The organism is Chryseobacterium gambrini (assembly GCF_027920505.1).
In the GTDB taxonomy this organism is placed as follows: Bacteria; Bacteroidota; Bacteroidia; order Flavobacteriales; family Weeksellaceae; genus Chryseobacterium; species Chryseobacterium gambrini.
Map to the genome: position 1 here is coordinate 622,014 of NZ_CP115857.1, position 20,041 is coordinate 642,054.

A 20,041-nucleotide genomic window follows, 5' to 3' on the forward strand; every position below is an offset into this window, starting at 1 on the left:
ACACAACATGAAAAAATTATTTTTTACTTCTACCCTGCTTTTAGCCCTGTTTTCCTGTAATGAAAGCAGATCCGAAAATAAACCTTTGGTTGAAAATGCAGTAGACAATGCGGAATCTTCTGCTTCAGGCTCCATAACAAAAGGAACAAGACTTTCTTCCCGTGAAGATGATATGGTTCATCAGATTTATGATGAATTGCTTAAAAACGATAAAAATCTTCAGGCTCTCGACGAAAAAGTAAGCATGATCGACAGCAAAACAGACGATGTTACTCTTGAATATGATGACGTCATTAGCAAATCTGAAACCTATTACAGCAACGCTGAATCTTTGGCTAAATCTGTAAGCGATTCAATATCACGAAAAGCAATTGAAACAGAAATTAAAAAAAGCGCTGAACAATATAATCTCAAAGTGAAAAAAATAAAAGATCTGATTGAAGAAATTACAAAAAACCGTGAAAGAATTCACGATACGTATACAATTTTCAAAATCAGAAAAACCCTTCCAGAAATTGAGAAATACCAGAATGCACATCCTCTGAAAACAGACAGTCTGGATAATTTCATCAGCAAACAGAACCAACTTCTGAACGAATTGAAAAATCTAAAATAATGAATGAAATATCCATCATCGGAGGCGGAATCGGCGGTTTAACATTGGGAAATATCCTGAAACAACAAAACATTGATTTTACCCTGTATGAATCGGCAGCGGAAATAAAACCTGTCGGTTCCGGAATTATGATGGCGATCAACGCCATGCAGATCTTCGACAGATTGGGGTTAAAAGAGAAAATCGAACAGGCAGGAAACAAAATTCACGGCATTTCGATTACGGATGAAAAGCTGAAACTTATTTCCAAAACCAATGTTCTGGAATTGGAGAAGAAATACAATTCATGCAATGTAGCCATTCACAGAGCCGATCTGCAAAAGATTTTAGCGGAAAATATCGGCTATGAAACTATTCAACTGAATCATGCGCTGAACAAAATTGAGAAGAAAGAAAATTATATTCTACATTTTGAAAACGGAACTGAAACTGAAAGCAAAATCGTTTTTGGAGCAGACGGAATTCATTCAAAAGTAAGAAACCAGATTTTCGGAACCGGAACGATCAGAAATACCCAGCAACTGTGTTGGCGCGGATTGGCAGAATTTGATCTTCCTGAAAATTTCCACCATGAAGCCATTGAAGCTTGGGGAAAAGGAAAACGTTTTGGTTTTGTAAGAATGACCGACCGAAAAATATACTGGTACGCTGTTATTAATAAAAACATTCATCAGAATGAAAATCAATTAGCTGAAAATTTTCACGATTTTCATCCACTGATTCTTGAAATTATTGAGAAAACATTTCAGGAAAATATCATTTTTAACGAAATTATCGACCTCGCTACTATTCCTAAATGGCACACGAATCATCTTTGTCTGATCGGTGATGCAGCACACGCAACAACGCCGAATCTCGGACAGGGAGCCTGTCAGTCAATTGAAGACGCTTATATTATCGGAAAGCTGTTGGAAAAGCATCAGAATTTCAATGAAGTTTTTGAAAATTTTCAGAAGATCAGGAGAAAAAAAGTAGATTATGTAGTCGATACAAGCTGGAAAATCGGGCAGGTTTCACAATGGGAAAGAGGAACTTTTCTAAGAAATTTCATGTTCAGAATGGTTCCTGAAAGCTTTAATCAAAAACTGGTTGAAAAAACGATTCGACTGGAAATGTAGTTTCCCAGACATTTTTCACGGATATTTTTATAATTTAATTATTTTCGAATGTAAACAGCAAAAGGCACAAGAGATAATTATAAAGCAAATTTTCAGAATAATCAAAGTGCTCAAAAGTATAAAAAATCAGAGATTTTTTAAAACTGTTGCGCTCTTTTATTCTTTTACTTTTTAACTTTAAAAACGCATCAAAATCTTTTGTACCTTTTGTGGTTAAATCAAAGTGCAGCAAATTCTCATATAAATTTTGTGCAGTCTATAGGAAATAAAAATCCTCCAAAATTTAAAAATCTTGAAGGATTAAATATTCTATTGTTTTATAAAAACTTTAATAAGTAAGGGTAATTCCGGCTCCCCATCCCATTTCATTATCATAATTTCCGGAAACAGACAGCCATTTCTGTAAAATGTAGCGCAAACCTGTATTGAATTCGCCATCGGAATTGACCGTAAAATTTCCGCGAAGCCTTCTTGAAAGCGGAATATCTTCCCTGCTAAACTCCAGTAAAACCTTTCCGTTCTGGTCTACACTTGCATCCGCTGTAATGAGCATCGGCAAAAGATACTGCATCCCGACCGTAAATGCACCCTGAGTTTTGGAAGCTTTCTGCTGTCCGAACCATGTTTTTTTACCCTGAAAATCCATTCCCATTTCTTCTGCCATTTTTCGTTCCATAATTTCATGATTTTTCTGAATTCTGAAACCCGCATAAGGAATTGCCCACTGGAATTTCCCTAAAAATCTGCCGACTTTAAAATTTCCGTCAAAATGATTGAAATCCCAGTTCGAATGAAATTCATTTAAATTTGCCCATCTCGGCCCGAACATCGTCATGGTTTCTGCATGTATTTTATTGCTGTTAAGATCAAGCATTGCCATTGAGCTTATCATCCTGTTATCTTTCAGAAAATTTTTCCAAGCCAGTTTTCTGTCGGGTAGTTGTGGATTCGGTTTGGAATTTTCATAGCTAAAAATCCTCCCCATTCCCGCCATCATATGATATAGAATGTGGCAGTGGAAAAACCAGTCGCCATCCTGATTGGCAGCAAATTCAATCGTATTGGTTTCCATCGGCATGATGTCTACCACATTTTTCAGCGGAGAATATTCACCTTTGGAGTTGATTAATCGGAAATCATGTCCGTGAAGATGCATCGGATGGCGCATCATCGAATTGTTATACATTGTAATCCTCAGAATTTCCCCTTTTTTGACTAAAATTTTATCGGTTTCCGTCACCGTTTTATTATCTAAAGTCCAGAGATAATGGTTCATATTTCCCTCCAGAGTAAATTTCAGTTCGCGGACGTTTTCTGTGGGAAGAATGGTTTTTTCAGGAGATCTTAACAGATTATAAGACAACCTTTTAATTGATTTTTCTTCCTTCATTTCCATCGAATGACCGGAATGCTCTTCTTTTTCCTCTTGGGTTTTGATGCCCATCATTTCATTCATATGCTTCATGGTCATTTTTCGTTGACTTTCAGGAAGTTCGGGATACATCACTTCATTCATGTCCATCATCTGATTGCCCATCGTCATGTTCATCGGCTTCATATTTCCGCTCATTTCCATCATTCCGTTCATCATTTTCATGCCTTCGAAAAGCTTTAACCGTGGTAAATTTGGAGCTTCAATTTTTTCCCCTGAACCCAGCCAGAGCGAAGCATGACCAATTCTGTCCTCCGAAGTTGCCCGAAATTCGAAACTTTTATTTTCCGGAATGGTGACTTCAATATCATACGTTTCAGAGACTCCCACAATCAATCGGTCGACTTCTACAGGAACCACATCGTTTCCGTCATTTCCTATTACTTTTATTTTTCCGCCTCCGAAATTCAGCCAGAAATAAGTGGATGAACCTCCATTTGCCACTCTTAACCGTATTTTATCTCCAGCTTTTAAATTGGAATAAGCAGAGCTTGGCTGTCCGTTGATGAGAAATTTATCGTAGAAAACATCACTTACATCCATGGCTTCCATCCTTTTCCATTCATTCAGCGCTTTTGTCCCGAAGTTTCCGGATTTTATGGCTTCCCAATAACTTTGCACCGAATTTTTCTTAATAGCATACCAATCTGTATTTGCCATGTGAAGACGTCTTGCAATCTGCATGGGATTTTCGTCACTCCAATCACCGAGTAAAACAGGGATTTCCTGAGTGTAATTTACTTTTGGCTCTCCTTCTCTTTTTTGAAACACCAAAATTCCGTTCATCCCGATCTGTTCCTGCAAACTTTCATGAGAATGATACCAATATGTTCCGTTCTGGGAAACCTTAAATTTATACAAATGTGTTTCTCCCGGCTTTACAGGTTTTGTTGTTAAATACGGAACGCCGTCGTGTTCATTCGGTAAAATTACTCCGTGCCAATGAAATCCCGTATTTTCTTTCAGCATATTGTGAAGATAAATTTCGGCAGTATCGCCCTCTGTAAAATATAAAGTCGGAGCCTGTAATTTTCCGTTGACAGCAATTGCTCTGCGGTTTTTTCCTGTAAAATTTACAATCGTATCTTTTACATATAAATCATAACGAACCGTTTTTCCACCAAAACTTACTCTACCGTTTTCCGAATTCCTTTTTAAAACAGAGTTATCAGGTTTTGGTTCCGGATCAGATCGATGCTGTGAATGATTTTCAATTTCTATCAAATCCATTCCGCATTTCGGACATTTTCCGGGTTTGTCTGAAATGATTTCCGGATGCATCGGACAGGTATATTTTTGAGGCTGAGATTGAGTTTTAGAATGAGACTTTGATTGTATTAAAACTTCAGTCTCAGATGTATTTAAAACAGGTCTAGAAACATTTTCTTTATCTGCTTTTTTTGCCTTTATAGAATTGTTCTTTTTCTCAATCTTAGTATTATCCTTATTCTTAATTTCTTTTGATTTTATTTCTGTTTTCTGCACCGGCTTTACTTCCGGCTTTGAAATAGCTTTAGGTTTTGCAGAAACTACTTTTTTCCTTAAGGTCATTCCGCATTTCGGGCAGTCTCTCGGTTTTGAAGAAACGATTTCAGGATGCATCGGACAAGTGAAATAGGTTTTTGTAGTCTGTGAAAAACTGAAAACAGAGAATAAAAACAGCAGAAATATTATTATCTTTTTCATAATATTTCGAAGTTTTTAAAGTTGTATAGCCTGAATTAAATTTTAAAAGCTTTCATTTTGAGTGAAACGAAGTGGAGTCGAAAAATCTAAAATCACTTAATTTTTAATGGAAAGCTCGCAAAGATTTTGTTGAAATTATTGAGAATATTTTTAAGTTCACAAAGGCGTTTCACTTAACTAAGGTCTCAAAGTTTTGGAATACCCTCCAAATCAATCCATTAAAGTAAATTTTAATTTAAGCTATACAACTTATTGTATTATAGCAAAATAATAATATTATTTAATTGTTGTCTTTACATTTCCGCAGGAAAGCATTGATTTTCCGTAGTAAGGATTTACGATTTTAGATTCGTCGCTTAACCAGCTTCCATCCGCCATCGGACAATACTGAACATAAACCGGATTATCCGAAACTTTGAATTCTTTTGCCAGAGCAATCATATTATCGGAAAGATTCATAAATGTTTCTCTTTGTGTACTGATGTTTCTTGCTTCAGAAATTGCAGTAGCATCTTTTCTGAGAATATTTAAATTTCCTTCCGAAACCTGTTTGTAATCAATTGTAGAAGCTGTTTTAATGAATTCCGTAGCCGCTTTTGATGTTTGATCGGAATCATCTGAAGCCAAAGCAGATTTTATAGCAATATAATTTTGGTATAGTTTGGTAACCTGTGCGTCTTTTTTAGATTGCGCTGAAATTGAAATAATTGAGAATAATGAGAATATTGCTGTAATGATATATTTTTTCATTGTTTTAAATTTTAGAATTAATTTTTAAGAAAGAATTGGTAAATTGATCGCGTAAAGCGACAAGCCGTGTCGTTCGTAAAGATCAAACGACTGACAGATTTTAAATTCTAAAATTACAATGACTGATAAAGATCGGAACGGAGCGTTTTTCCGGCGGCGCATTGATCTGAATCTGAGTAAATTTTGTAGCTGAAAAAGAATGATCTACGAAGAAAAAAGCGTTTTTGTGAACGTCATGGATTTGTTTTAAAAAATCAATTTTAAGAAAATCTGACTTTTGGGAATCATCAATTTTTACAACTTTGATCTCGGTTTTACAGCAGTCTTTCTTGGTTTTTACGCCACATTTGCTGCAGATATCATCCACTTTTTGACTGATGGAAGCCAGTTCATTCATGCAATAATGAACACTGAAAACCGCTCCGGATGAAAAACCGAAGTAGAAAACAGAGAACAGGATGGCAAGAATCTTTTTCATTGAGACAAAGTTAAAAATATGAAGACAATCTTCGTTATAAAATTCTGTAAAGATGTTATAAAATTCAGGAAATAAAAAACTCCCGAAAATTTTCAGGAGTCTGTATTTATTTTATTCTAAATTCAAGCTTCACATTGAAGAAACGCCCTGTTAAACGTACAGGAACCGGATACATCAGATTGGTATTCGCATCGGTAATCCATTGATTGGAAACGGTATTTCTGATGTTAAAGGCATTGAAAACTTGAACGCCCAAAGTTAGTTCATCAAAATTTCCCCAAAAACCATATGCCTGATTTTTTTCTTTCGGATCGATGAAGGCATACGAAAGTCCTAAATCTACCCTTTTATAAGATGGCAATGTTTTTTGATAGGAATATCCTGCGAGATAATCTATTTTTCTGTTTTCATCCAATACGATAGGCGATCCTGTAGGCAATCCCATCGCGTAGGTTAACGTAAGATTGACGCGCATTTTAGGGAATCTCGGCATATAATCCTGATAGAACATCGCAAATCTTAACCTTTGATCGGTTGGTCTCGGAATGTCTCCTCTCCCATCAATATTTTCATACACTCGGGCATAACTTGCCGATAACCAGGAATCCACTCCGGGAACAAATTCTCCGAACAATCTGGTATCAATTCCGTATGCGTATCCTGAAGCATTATTTTTTCCGGAGTAACGAATTCTCACGTTGTCCATGAAATACGGAATCAGATCATTCATTTTCTTGTAGTATAATTCCGTGGTCAGTTTAAACGGTCTGTCATACATCTGGAATTCGTAATCATTCGCCAGAATTGCCTGAATAGATCTCTGGGATTTTATATTTGAATTAAAATTTCCGTCTAAGTCTTTGATTTCCTTGTAAAAAGGAGCCTGATAATAAATACCTCCAGAAAGTCTGAACAACATATCGGTATCCCAATCCGGTTTGATCGCAAACTGTGCTCTCGGAGAGAAAATGGTTTCGTTATTGAAACTCCAGTGCGATACTCTTGCTCCCGCGTTTACAAACACTTTATTGCTTCCCCAGAAAAATTTCTGAGAATACTGAGCGTAAGCAGACATTCTTGTCGGCTGAATATCATTTTTCCCTGCAATGCTGTAATATAATTTTAGATCCGGCGGATTTCTGGGATCTAAAAGTGCGGAAATCGGCGTGCTGTATCCCGCAGAATCTACCAGCTTCCATTCGTTGGTAAGATCTTTCAGGTTTTCTTTTTCATATTTAAAGCCGACTTCAATATCTGTATTTACGTTAGGCGAAAAACGGGTTCTGAACTGTGTCCCGTATGTTTTTACATATAAATCATTTCGTGCATGCTCGATTTGTCCGCCTGTATCATATGAAGTAACGGGTTCTCCCGTGATCGGATCAAAAGTCTGTAAAACATAAGCCGAAGCGATGGTGTAATATTCTCTTTCCCGGTTTTGGTAGGCAAAAGCGTCTAAAGTAAATCTCCATTTATCGGATGGCTTATAATTCAGGGAGAATGTTCCCATCATATTTTTATACTTATCGTCTTCACGGCCACCGTAATTTACTGTTAAATTAATCGGCTGCTGCAAAGATCCGAAGTCTACACTTCTTGCTTTCGGGATCATTTCGTAATCATTCTTGGAATAATATCCGATGAATGAAGCCGTGAATTTCGGGCTGAAATGATAATTCAGATACGTCTGAAAATCCATGTATTTCGGATTGAAGTCTGTATCTTCTTTCAGGGTATTAAGAACAAGGTTGGTATTTCTGTATCTTCCTGAAAATAAGGCGGTAAATTTCCTGTTTCCTTCTTTGTCTTTTCCGACAGCAAAACCGGTGGATAATCTTCCTCCGATTAAACTTCCTTCTCCGGAAACTTCAAATTTTTCAGGTTCACGGTAATAGATATTTAAAGCAGATGACATTTTATCACCGTATCTCGGCTCGAAACCTCCGGCTGAGAAATTGACGGTGGAAACCATATCGGGATTGATGATGCTTAACCCTTCCTGCTGAGAATTTCTGATGAGGAATGGTCTGTAAATTTCGATATCATTAATATAGATCAGGTTTTCGTCATAGTTTCCGCCACGAACCATATATTGTGAAGAAAGCTCCGTATTGGAGTTTACGGAAGGTAAAGTCTTAAGGATTCCTTCGATCCCACCGGAAATACTCGCCACATTCTGAGCATCTTTTGCCGAAATTTTTACGGCGGTGATATCATTGGTTTTTCCTGTTACTTTTTTCTGGAAAACTACTTCTTCAATAGTTGCGGTCTTCATTGTATCCTTCTTTTTCTTTACCTGAGAGAATACTAATGCAGGAACCATAAGGCTCAATGGTAAAACTAGTTTTTTCAAAAGAAATGCTTTAAAATTTCAAACGTGAATATATAAATTTTATTTTAACTTATTTAAACTTTATTTAACATTTCTTATCTGAAGTTTTTTGAAGATTTGTATCTGTTTCTGTGCTTGAAATACAGACTGAAATCCTAGCCCCGATTGTAATGAAAATCCTTTTTTGCAAAAAAAGATTGTAATGGAAAGCGGGAAACAGCTCCAAATAAAAAATAAAAGTTTTAACAGAATTTAATTATAAAATCGCTTCCCGAACTCTGGTTAGTTTTTGCAGTAAATCTTCCAGAAGATCCAGTCTCAACATATTGGCTCCGTCGGATAAAGCGGTTTCGGGAGTGGGATGCGTTTCGATGAAAATTCCGTCTGCACCTACTGCGATTCCTGCTTTTGCGATGGTCTCGATAAGATCCGGTCTTCCTCCTGTAACTCCTGAACTTTGGTTGGGCTGTTGCAGGGAATGCGTAACATCCAGAATGACAGGCGCATAGTTTCTCATGGTTGGAATTCCTCTGTAATCCACCACCAAATCTGTGTAACCAAAGGTATTTCCTCTTTCAATGATCGCCACTTTCTGATTGTCTGAGTCTGTAATTTTTTCAACGGCAAATTTCATGGATTCCGGAGAGAGAAACTGTCCTTTTTTTAAGGTCACACATTTTCCTGTTTGTGCTGCGGCAACCAAAAGGTCTGTCTGTCGAACCAAAAACGCAGGAATCTGCAACACATCTACATATTGCGCCGCCAAAGCTGCGTGCTCGTTTTCGTGAATATCTGTTGTTGTCGGAATATTGAATGTTTCCCCCACTTTTTTAAGGATTTCCAGAGATTTTTCTTCTCCGATCGTGGTAAAAGAGTCTACTCTGCTTCGGTTGGCTTTTTTAAAGCTTCCTTTAAAAATGTAGGGAATATTATATTTATTGGTTAATTCTACCACTTTTTCTGCAATTTTCAGTGCCATGTCTTCGCCTTCGATGATGCAGGGACCGGCAATTAGGAAAAAGTTTCTGGAATCTTTGTGGTGGATATTATCTAAATACTGAATCATTTTATTTTTTGATTAAAAAGTTCAGTAAAAATAGGGAGAAAGTTCGGAAATCCGAAATTATTTGGAGGGTTTTGCTAATCTCCCCCAAAAGATTTATCGTTACAAATTGTTTTAGGAATATCTAAAAATATCCTGCATTAACGCTGTAAAAAATATGGTTACAAAAGTTGCCATCGGTAAAAATAAAAGATGATAGATCCAGTAATTATTTTTTCTAAGAATTTTGATAATGATCCAGTGAACAAGAAAAAGAGATGAATAATATCCGGTAATAGTCACAATGCCTTCAATAATAAAACTTTTTCCTTCAAACAAAGAAATGATGATTGAAATTGTAATGACAATACCTAAACTTATCAAAAATCTCTTTCCGATTTTTGAGCTTTCAGGATAGACGAAATAAAAGAAATTGGCTAAAGCAAAAATTAACAGAAAGTAAACTATACTTGTAAGCATCAAAATTTCTTTAAAATCTTCTCAAAAGTATTGATATTTCTGCTTGTAAACTGGTCTTTCATGCTTTTTTTACCTAAAATTTTCCCAAAAGCTGAATCTAAAGTATTTCCTTTCGGAACCTGCCAATAAAAGATGTTATTGACGATTTTAGCGATTTCATTTTCTGTTTTTGAAGCGTTTTCGAATTCCTTGATTAAAATATTTTCGACACCATCATTCGTTACGAAAGCATAGATATGGAGATCATCATTTTTTTCAAAGGGATTTCCGTTCCAAAACTGTTCTGTTTCCTCCTGAGATTTGATGAACAGATAAGCTTCGTAAGAGAAATGTTCTGACATTGCCTTTTCGAGGATTGTCTTTAATTCATCAGCTTTTTTATCGGAGGAAAAAACAATATTTCCTGATGCTAAAATTGAAATAACGTCATTCATTCCTGCATTATTGAAAACCTGACAGACTTCCGCCATTTTCATATTGGTTCCTTTTACGTTGACGCCACGCAGAAATGCAGAGTATTTCATTTAAGTTTGAGAGTTTTAGGGTTATTGTGTTTTAGTTGTTATGCATTAAACGGAAAAAGTATTGGTGAAGTGCGGACTTAATTTGAACAAAATTTCAAGTTCAGACCAATCGTAGCCAATGTTTTTTCAATGAAACTAAGTTAATCAAAATGTGGAATTGGAAAATATTAGCGGAAATAAAAGTAAAGTAGTTCAATTAACACTAAAACCCCGCATGTTGGCAATACGATGTTATCTGCAGTTTTTCTATTTAATAAATGGAAATTTGTGAAGATTTTTTATTTCCAGATTTTTATCTTCAATCATTTTCATATCCTTTGTAAATAATAAATATGTCTCACCTTTTTCAGTAATCATATTTTTATTTGTTATTTGATAACTATATTCAACTTCATACATACATAAATTTAAACTATCTTTTTTGACTAATATTTGTTCATAATGTTTTATTTGTTTTTTAATAAAGTCTATAGAATCCCTCAGAACATTAAATTTTGCTTCTTTTTCTTTTACAGACTTATATTCTAACTTTACGTAGTCTTCATACATTTGCGAATCAAAATCATCAGTTCCATATTTTAATTCGTACAAATCTTTCGGCGATTTTGATTGTGATAATAAATGGTGTTTATATCTATATAATTGACATATATATAGATATAATTCATCTTTATCAGACAATGTGTCAATTTTTAATATTCTCAAAGAGTCTAAGGATTTATAATCTGCATTATTTTTTAACTCTTCGCTAAGATAAATTTTTGCAGTTTTTAGAAATTCTTTTCTTTGTAATTCGTCTTTACATCCAAATAAAATTGGTAAAATAAATACTAAAATTAGCTTGCAAATATTTTTCATGGATACAGTCTTTAAAAAATTCCTGATAACTTTCAGCTTCCAGCATTTCCAGCCAAATTAATCAATTCTTTCGTATAAATTATAATCCGTTCCGGAAGGTTTTAAAATATAAATCTTTTCTAAAATCTTATTATCACTTTTCAGATGATCCTTCACACGGAATTCTTTAATCAGTTTATAATGAACTTTCAGATACTCAGCATTTTTTGATTTAAAAAGATCATCGTAGGAAAGAAGATATTTGGGCTTTCTGTTTTTCACGGTATTGATCCAGAAATTCGGCTTGTCTTTTTTAATTTCTTCCTGTACTTTTTTATCTACCAATCCTACTTCATCAATCGCCTTTAATCCTGAAAAATACGGAACATAATAAGCAGGTTCAAGAAAAATCCATTGGTTTTTGTCTTTTTCATATTGGTTTAAAAATGTTCCGATCGTTCTTCTGTAATTCCATTCTCCGTTTCCTGTAGCAATTGAATGCACCGTCTGGAAAGCCAGCATCGGAATGATATAAATGACGATTAATAAAGACAGCCAAAGATTTCTTTTTACTTTTTGCTCCAAAATAAAAATTACAACCGGAACGAAAAGTAAAATCTGCGGAACCCAGTAATACCAGTCGAAAAGACTTTTTTGGGAAAGAAAAATAAGCTGTTTCACCCATCCGAAAATAAAGATCATCCACAAAAATACATTTCTTCTGTCTCTTTGTCTTACCAAATAAATGAAGCATAGCAATTCGAAAATCAGCAGTAAAACAGTCAGCGGATTGAAGTCTCCGGGAAGTTTCAGCATTCCCCAGAAGTTTCCGAAGTTCAGCCAGAAATATTCTGCATTCTGTTGGAATGTAAAGTTTTTATCGTATGCCAGTTTTTTAGCAATAATGGTATTGTTAACCAACTCTCCAAAGTAGAACCAGTTGAAAGCCAAGACCACTGAAATTCCTAAAATACCTCCTAAAATATAGCTCCATCTTATTTTTTTATTCCACAAAAGATCGATTAAAAATACAATTCCCAAAAATATAATTGTATCAATTCTTGTGAATAAAATAAGGATCGGCAAAACAATGAAAGCCCATTTTTTACCTTTATGAAAGCCATAATACAGCAATGCCATTTCCAGTAAGAAAAGAATTCCGTACTCCATTCCGAGGATGGAAATTTTGATTGCCGGAGGTAAAATTCCGATTAAAAAGATAAAAATAGCTTTGTGCCATACATTTTTTAAAACCAGATGCGAAAGCAATAAACTTCCGATTGTAAAAAGGATTGAGTTAAAAACAAGAAGCGGTTCTATAAAATTTTCTTTTCCGAAAATTAAATTAAACAGATACGAAACAAAAACATAGAGATGCGTTGTAGAAGCAGATATCTTCGTATCTCCGTTGAAGCCGATCACTCCGTAATCCAGAAGGTTTTGTGCAACTCTCCACGTAATGAAAGCGTCTTCCTGAATATAATTTGTAAGTAAAAATAAAAGTTTAAAAACGACTGTAAAAATTACAGCATACACCGGGATTTTGTTATTTCTCGTCTCTACCATTGTGCTTCTTTGATCTCGCAAATATAATCTTAAAATTTCTGAATCCCAATATATAAAAAAAACGGAACCGAAGTTCCGTTTTAAGTTTTGTTATTATTGCGTTGCTTTAATAATCGAATTGGTGTTTCCATATATAAATCATTACCAAATATCTTTTTACTACATTTAATAAAATTAATTAAATTAAAAATAATTATCATAATTATTAAAACCATGGAAAATATTGAACTTACAAATAGACTTGAAAAATTTGATTTATTTTTTAATAATAATAAAGTAAAAGTTGAAGAGCTTTTCCAATCTTGGTATTTCAACAGAGAAAATTGCCAAACGTTTATTGATAATTCAAAATATAAAAATTTAGGATTTAAAACAGTTGATATCTATGAAGCGAAAAAACATTTGAAATTAATAGAATTGTATAAATTTATTGTCTCAAATGATTATAAATTTTATCTTGAATGGGAGTATAAGAAACGTGATTATTTTTTTTCATCACATAAAGAAAATTTTATTGAAAAATATAATCGAATACTTCAAACTTTAGAAATCTGTAATCAAACTTTAAATTCTCTTAATATTGATCAGAATTTTGATACATTATATAATGACTTTTATGGAAAAAGATTTTTTATGAAGCAAATATTTAAAGAAATATTTTTAAAATATGGAATCTCACTAACAGAAAATGCTTTAAAAGTTATTTTTGGGAGATTCCGATATCATAATAATAAGACAATTGATGCAATTCAAATAATTACTTATAAAACACATTTTTACAAACCTCTTTCAAAACAATTTGATATTTCTATTAATTATGCTGGTGGTATTTTTAGTGTTTTTTTCATGAGAGCATCAGGCTTATTAAATGAGAATAATAACTATATTAATTACAGTAAAGAAATTCCAAATTTTCATGATCCTTTTTTACAAGAAAAGAAGATAATAAAAATTTTTGCTAAAGCATGTTTATTAAAATAAAAACGGAACCGAAGTTCCGTTTTAAGTTTTGTTATTATTGCGTTGCTTTAATAATTGAATTGGTGATCTGCGCCTCTTTTTCTTTGGAGTAAGTGGAATCAAAAGGTTCCATTACATCGAAAAGATACTGGTAGAAAGGAGTGATCTTCTGTACCTGCTCAGATTCCTTCATCGCTTTCTCTTTGCCCATTTCTTTAAGATTTTCTACAAAAGTGTTGAATTTCTTATCAATCGGCTCGATGGATTTTATCAGATAATCATACGCTTTATCTTTCTTTCCAATTGTTGAGTAAGCATCCGTAACAGCAGAAATAACTAAAGAATACTCCATCGGTTTTGTTCTGATCTGTCTTTTCAGATAACTCTGATCAGATTTGCTCAGACTCATATAATAATCATATTCTTCAAAAATTCCTTTTTTCAGAACTTCAGCAAGCTGCAGTCCTTTTTTCTCCTGTCCTGCAACGATATATCCGTAAACCATTGAACTTAAAGAACGAGGATCGTTGTATTTTTCAGCAGGAATTTCTTTGGAAGCTAAATCTAATAATTCCAGTGCTTTTCCTTTTTGCCCCATCGTTGCCAAAGCTGCTGCAGCTCTGCTTGCAGAAGCTCTGTAGCTCATGATGTTGGAAGTGGCTGTTTCGTCAAAGTGTGTGTTTAAATTCTTGAAATTACCCCATCTGAAATTTTTAACCACATTATAAAGAGAATTGGCATCTACTCTTCCCATTTCTCCATCCGGCGTTTGTGGCGTATGAATAGGAATCAGCCTGTAGCTGAAGCCATCAAACTGAAGATATTCATCAAGATAGAAAATATTTTCGCTGTCGTAGATTCCTCCTGAAGAGAAGTTGATTGGTCTTTTCCAATCGAAATTCGCTAAAACATCAAGTAAGATCAAATTGTTTTTATACAGCGTATTTCCTTTGTAAGTAATCATGATCTGATTGACTGTATCCGGAAGATCTGCTGCTTTAATAATTCCTGATTTTACCGCATTTTCTTTATTGACAGGTAAAATGAATTTATTTACAGGTAAAATATTGTATTTCTCGAATTTCTCTTCCCCGAAATACATTTTAAGAAGTTCGTTTTTCGCGGGAGAAGTATATTTCAGGAAGCTGATCGCTTCTTTCATCGTCATGGAATCCTGAGTAAGATATTTTCTGAATTCCGCAAATTCCGTTGGAGGTGCTCCCTGCTGTTTTAGCATAGAGAAAAGTCCTTCCCAGTCATCTTTCTTCATCATGTAGATCTGGTCGTTTACACCATCTCTGTAATCGTCATGCGTTAAAACTCCCGGAACCGGAGCTGCGTTGTATGTTCTTCTTTTAATCTGATCGATATTCCAAGGTGTGGAAGCCAGTGTAAAGTTGACTACTTTTACATCGTCTCTAAAATTTTCAGTCTCCTGAATTGCCCAAACCGGATACGTATCGTTATCTCCGTAAACGAAAACAATATCGTTTTTAGGCAATGATTTTAATACAGAATATCCGTAATCATAAGAAGTATATCTGTCGTGTCTGTTGTGTACATTATAGTTCTGGAAGCCCATCATGAAAGGAACTCCAAGAAGAACCACTCCTGCAACAATATTTGCTGCATTCGATTTTATTTTAGACTGCAAGAACCAAAGAATTGCTCCGGCTCCCAATCCGATCCATATGGCAAAAACGTAGAACGAACCTACCATTGCATAATCTCTTTCTCTCGGTTCGAAAGGTTTTACTCCGGTATAGAAAACGATTCCCACACTCATCAAAACAAAGATTGAAAGCATTGCATAGAATCTTCCGAAATCTCTGTTAAGCTGGAAAAAGAATCCGATTAATCCTAAAATTAAAGGTAAAAAGAAAAATTTTACGGTACTTTCATTTTTGAATTTTGCAGGCATCTTTTCCTGATTTCCCCATAAAGCATCATCAATAAAAGAAATTCCTGAGATCCAGTTTCCTCTTGTGCTTTCCATGTTGCCTTCAAGATCATTCTGGCGACCTACGTAATTCCACATCAGATATCTTACAAAATAATATCCGTTCTGGAATGTGATGAAATAATCCATATTCTGAGCCAGAGAAGGCTTCTGAACATTGATTAAGTTATAAGGTTTTACTTTTAAATAATCTGCAGCCGTGATAGATCCGTCTTCATATTTCTTTCTTAATTCGTCGAAAATCTGCTTTGCTTCAGGGCTGTCTGCAACATCTTCATTACTGTAATTAAAGGTGAAATCCGGCGCACCGTACATTGAAATGTAGTTAGCCATTACATCTTTGTCTTCATTGAACATTCTCGGCATAAAACCTACGTGTGCTTTATTGAAAACATAATTGAATCGGTCTCCTGTTTTTCTGTACGTTCCTGTTTTCTCGTCTTTTTCGTAGATTTCTCCCGTTTTCGTAGTATTAAAACTTCCGTCTTCTTTTTTCTCAATTCCGTTTGCATCTAAGAAAGCGGTATAATTCTGACCATAAATTGTTGGCCAGTCTCCGTATTGTTCTCTGTTATAATAATCCAGCATTCCGATCGCGTTGTCCGGATCATTAAGGTTCATTGGAGGATTTGCGTTTGCTCTGATAGGAATTACCATCCAGCATGAAAAACCGATCATCATGAAAACAATGGATAATGCAATTGTCTGATAAACATTTTTCTTCATCTTTCCTGCATAAGAGATCAGGAAGTAACAGATGACAACCATTAAAACAAAAGCAGCAATAGTTCCGGAATGGAAAGGAAGACCTAAACCGTTCACGAAGAAAATCTCAAGTTTCCCGAACATCGTCATGATTAATGGGAAAATCCCTTTAAAAACGATTGCTAAAATTACCAGCGTAATCACATTTGCCCAAAGAAAATTCTTCCAAGTAAAAGTGTAGTTTCTCGCGTAGTACACAAGACAGATAGCAGGAATTGCCAACATACACATCATGTGAACCCCTACTGAAAGCCCTAAAATGAAGAAAATTAAAATAATCCATCTCTCGCTGTCCTTCGCCTGATATTCATTCTCCCATTTGGTGATTAACCAGACCAAAAGTGCGATAAACATAGATGCCATCGAGTAAACTTCCCCTTCTACCGCAGAGAACCAGAAGGTATCTGAAAATGTAAAGCATAATGCGCCTACAATTCCGGCAAAAAGAATAGAAATCTCCTGATGTTTTGTAATGTCATCAAAATCTTTGTTTAAAAGTCTTCTTACGAAATGCGTAATTGTCCAGAACAAAAACAAGATCGTAAACGCACTAAACAATGCAGACATCGCGTTGATCACGATAGAATAATTTTCGCCCTTTCCTAAAGCAAAAATGGCTGCCACAGCACCCACAATCTGGAATAAAGCCGCTCCCGGAGCGTGCGTTACTTCAAGTTTTACCGCCGAGGAAATATACTCGCCACAATCCCAAAAACTGAAATTCGGTTCTATGGTGGACAAGTACGTGAAAAATGCAATGACGAAAACAACCCATCCGAGAACGGTGTTCCATTGCTTAAAAGTCCAATTTTTCATAGTATTAAATCAATTACGCGAAAATAAGGCTTTTATATGATTTTAGACGGTTTTTAACATAATTTAAAGATTTTGGCTCGCTTTTTGAAAAGTTTCATCTTTAGATAGTAACAGAAAACAATTTTTTATCTATTTTAGAGGTTAGAAATCAAACAAAAGTTTAGAAATAAATTTATTTTTTTGTATTTTTGCCGTCAGATTTTTATTGAAAAATAACAAATAATGAGTAATGTTTACGATAATATACTTGGCCTAATAGGAAATACTCCTATGGTGAAGCTTAACACTGTGACGAAAGATATTCCTGCAACCGTTTATGCCAAGTTAGAATCATATAATCCTGGACATTCCACAAAAGATAGAATCGCACTTCATATTATAGAAAACGCTGAGAAAAAAGGTTTATTAAAAGAAGATTCCGTAGTGGTAGAAACTACTTCAGGAAATACAGGATTCTCTATTGCCATGGTTTGTATCATCAAGGGATATAAATGTATTCTTGCGGTAAGTGACAAGACCAAGCCTGAAAAAATAGCCTACTTAAAGGCTTTAGGAGCTACTGTTTATATCTGTCCCGCGAATGTTCCCGCAGATGATCCGAGATCTTATTATGAAGTAGCCAAAAGAATTGCTTCAGAAACTCCAAATTCCGTTTATATCAACCAATATTTCAACGAGTTGAATATTGATGCGCATTATCAGACCACAGGTCCTGAAATCTGGGAACAGACTCAGGGAAAAGTAACTCACCTGTTTGCGTGTACAGGAACCGGAGGAACTCTATCAGGTTCAGCAAAATTTTTAAAAGAGAAAAATCCGGATATTAAAATCATTGGTGTGGATGCAGACGGATCTATCCTGAAAAGCTACCACGAAACCGGCGAAATCCACAAAGAAGATGTTCATCCTTATCAGATTGAAGGAATGGGAAAAAATTTAATTCCTTCTGCCCTTCTTTTCGACAAAGTAGATGAATTTGTAAGAGTAAACGACGAAATGTCTGCTTACAGAACCCGTGAAATAGCTTTAAAAGAGGCAATTATGGGAGGATATACTACAGGAGCTGTTACACAGGCTTTAATGCAATATGCGCAATCTCATGAATTTTCTGAAAATGACCTGATTGTGTTGATTTATCCTGATCACGGTTCAAGATATATTACTAAAGTATACAGTGATAAATGGATGGCTGAACAGGGGTTTGTAAACAACTGTGTGCACAACTACGATGAAGTTTTTAAAACTGAATTCATTAAATAAGGACGAAAAATTTATACAAATCAAGCCTTTTTGTGATTACAAAAGGCTTTTTTACTTAAAATATTAATAAAATGTTGGATATTTTTGACAGAATAAAAGAAAATCCAGGACCTCTTGGACAATTTGCAGATTATGGTGAAGGGTATTTCATTTTCCCCAGATTAGAAGGACCTATCGGACCGAGAATGCAGTTTCAGGGAAGAGAAGTTATTTTCTGGAGTGCTAATGATTATTTAGGAATGTGTAATCATCCTGAAGTTCTGGAGGCTGATGCAAAAGCAGCGGCAGAATTCGGAATGTTTTATCCGATGGGGGCAAGAGCAATGTCGGGAGAAACTGAGCAGCATTTGCAGTTAGAAAGAGAACTGGCTGATTTTGTTCAGAAAGAATCTGCATATTTATTAAATTTCGGTTATCAGGGAATGGTTTCTACCATTGATGCTTTGGTAGGAAGAAACGATGTAATCGTTTATGATGTTGATTCTCACGCTTGTATCGTAGACGGTGTAAGACTTCACGCAGGAAAAAGATTTACGTACAGACACAACGATATTGCAAGCCTTGAAAAAAACCTTGAAAGAGCAACCAAAGTAGCAGAAGAAACCGGAGGAGGAATTTTAGTGATTACCGAAGGTGTTTTCGGAATGAGAGGACAGCAGGGTAAATTAAAAGAAATCTGTGAATTAAAATCAAAATACAAATTCAGACTTTTAGTTGATGATGCGCACGGATTCGGAACTCTTGGAACAACAGGAGCCGGAGCCGGTGAAGAACAGGGTTGTCAGGATCAGATTGATGTTTACTTCTCTACTTTTGCCAAATCAATGGCAGGTTTTGGAGCATTCATCGCGGGTGATAAAGAAATTATCAGATATCTGAAATTCAATTTAAGATCTCAGATTTTTGCTAAATCTTTAACGATGCCAATGGTAATCGGAGGTTTAAAAAGACTGGAACTGTTGAGAACAAGACCGGAAATCAAAGCAAAACTTTGGGAAAATACGCATAAATTACAGAATGGTCTTAAAGAAAGAGGCTTCAACATTGGTGATACAAATACTTGTGTAACTCCGGTGATGATGCAGGGAACTCCGGTGGAAGCAACACTTTTGGTGAAAGATCTAAGAGAAATCTACGGAATCTTTACTTCGGTAGTGGTATATCCTGTAATTCCGAAAGGAATGATTTTGTTAAGATTAATTCCGACAGCTTCTCACACCGATGCTGAAATTAATGAAACCCTTGCTGCGTTTGAAGCCATTCACGATAAACTGGTAAGTGGCTATTACAAAGAGCAGGAACAAAAACTGTTGGCAGAACAAGGTTTAAGTTTCAAAGAAATTTAATCTGAATATAAAATAAATTTAAGAACCACTGACATTCGATCAGTGGTTTTTGTTTTAAAACCTATCATAAATT

The 20,041-nt window shown here is 35.0% G+C and carries 15 protein-coding genes; 5 read left to right on the plus strand and 10 right to left on the minus strand.

From position 1 onward, the window contains the following. The first annotated feature begins 7 nt into the window (after positions 1–7). Complete coding sequence (locus PFY09_RS02760; protein WP_271161338.1) at positions 8–616, plus strand: hypothetical protein; 609 nt, start codon at positions 8–10, stop codon at positions 614–616. Then, positions 616–1,734, plus strand: coding sequence for an FAD-dependent monooxygenase (locus tag PFY09_RS02765; RefSeq protein WP_271161339.1), 1,119 nt, complete (start codon positions 616–618; stop codon positions 1,732–1,734). Before PFY09_RS02760 ends, PFY09_RS02765 begins: the two co-directional genes overlap by 1 nt. 328 nt (positions 1,735–2,062) lie before the next feature. Here PFY09_RS02765 and PFY09_RS02770 read toward each other — a convergent pair whose 3' ends face one another. The 9 genes from PFY09_RS02770 to PFY09_RS02810 all read right to left on the minus strand — a co-directional run bounded on the left by PFY09_RS02770 (position 2,063) and on the right by PFY09_RS02810 (position 12,861). Beyond that, positions 2,063–4,852 (minus strand): multicopper oxidase domain-containing protein, encoded by a 2,790-nt coding sequence (locus PFY09_RS02770; RefSeq protein WP_271161340.1) that lies wholly within the window; start codon positions 4,850–4,852, stop codon positions 2,063–2,065. Between the two features lie 276 nt (positions 4,853–5,128). Then, on the minus strand, positions 5,129–5,602 hold the full coding sequence (locus PFY09_RS02775; RefSeq protein ID WP_271161341.1) for a DUF3347 domain-containing protein: 474 nt from the start codon (positions 5,600–5,602) through the stop codon (positions 5,129–5,131). A gap of 100 nt (positions 5,603–5,702) precedes the next feature. Then, positions 5,703–6,080 carry an HYC_CC_PP family protein gene (locus PFY09_RS02780; RefSeq protein ID WP_271161342.1) on the minus strand — a complete coding sequence of 126 codons (378 nt, stop codon included), beginning with the start codon at positions 6,078–6,080 and terminating at the stop codon, positions 5,703–5,705. A gap of 106 nt (positions 6,081–6,186) precedes the next feature. Beyond that, a complete protein-coding gene (locus PFY09_RS02785) occupies positions 6,187–8,433 on the minus strand; it encodes a TonB-dependent receptor plug domain-containing protein (protein WP_076390179.1) in 2,247 nt (748 codons plus the stop codon). Positions 8,434–8,668: 235 nt separating this feature from the next. Beyond that, positions 8,669–9,478 (minus strand): 3-deoxy-8-phosphooctulonate synthase, encoded by an 810-nt coding sequence (gene kdsA / locus PFY09_RS02790; RefSeq protein ID WP_087710243.1) that lies wholly within the window; start codon positions 9,476–9,478, stop codon positions 8,669–8,671. Positions 9,479–9,589: 111 nt separating this feature from the next. After that, positions 9,590–9,934 (minus strand): hypothetical protein, encoded by a 345-nt coding sequence (locus PFY09_RS02795; protein ID WP_271161343.1) that lies wholly within the window; start codon positions 9,932–9,934, stop codon positions 9,590–9,592. Then, positions 9,934–10,458: a DUF1697 domain-containing protein gene (locus PFY09_RS02800; protein WP_271161344.1), complete on the minus strand. Its 525-nt coding sequence runs from the start codon at positions 10,456–10,458 to the stop codon at positions 9,934–9,936. Before PFY09_RS02800 ends, PFY09_RS02795 begins: the two co-directional genes overlap by 1 nt. 246 nt (positions 10,459–10,704) lie before the next feature. Continuing rightward, positions 10,705–11,316, minus strand: coding sequence for a hypothetical protein (locus PFY09_RS02805; protein WP_271161345.1), 612 nt, complete (start codon positions 11,314–11,316; stop codon positions 10,705–10,707). 57 nt (positions 11,317–11,373) lie between these two features. After that, positions 11,374–12,861 carry a hypothetical protein gene (locus tag PFY09_RS02810; RefSeq protein ID WP_271161346.1) on the minus strand — a complete coding sequence of 496 codons (1,488 nt, stop codon included), beginning with the start codon at positions 12,859–12,861 and terminating at the stop codon, positions 11,374–11,376. Between the two features lie 213 nt (positions 12,862–13,074). Here PFY09_RS02810 and PFY09_RS02815 point away from each other — a divergent pair, with 213 nt between their 5' ends. Beyond that, positions 13,075–13,842, plus strand: a complete 768-nt coding sequence (locus tag PFY09_RS02815; protein ID WP_271161347.1) for a hypothetical protein — start codon at positions 13,075–13,077, stop codon at positions 13,840–13,842. A 34-nt stretch (positions 13,843–13,876) separates the two neighbouring features. On the opposite strand, the gene PFY09_RS02820 is transcribed toward PFY09_RS02815, so the two are convergent. After that, the gene (locus PFY09_RS02820; RefSeq protein WP_076390173.1) at positions 13,877–17,362 is read right to left on the minus strand and encodes a glycosyltransferase family 117 protein; all 3,486 of its coding nucleotides are present in this window, start codon (positions 17,360–17,362) and stop codon (positions 13,877–13,879) included. Between the two features lie 222 nt (positions 17,363–17,584). Between PFY09_RS02820 and PFY09_RS02825 the strand changes: the two genes are divergently transcribed. Both PFY09_RS02825 and PFY09_RS02830 read left to right on the plus strand, forming a co-directional pair. After that, entirely contained in the window at positions 17,585–18,622 is a 1,038-nt protein-coding gene (locus tag PFY09_RS02825) for a PLP-dependent cysteine synthase family protein (RefSeq protein WP_087710250.1), read from the plus strand. A gap of 74 nt (positions 18,623–18,696) precedes the next feature. Beyond that, complete coding sequence (locus PFY09_RS02830) at positions 18,697–19,968, plus strand: aminotransferase class I/II-fold pyridoxal phosphate-dependent enzyme (protein ID WP_271162369.1); 1,272 nt, start codon at positions 18,697–18,699, stop codon at positions 19,966–19,968. The last annotated feature ends 73 nt before the right edge of the window (positions 19,969–20,041 follow it).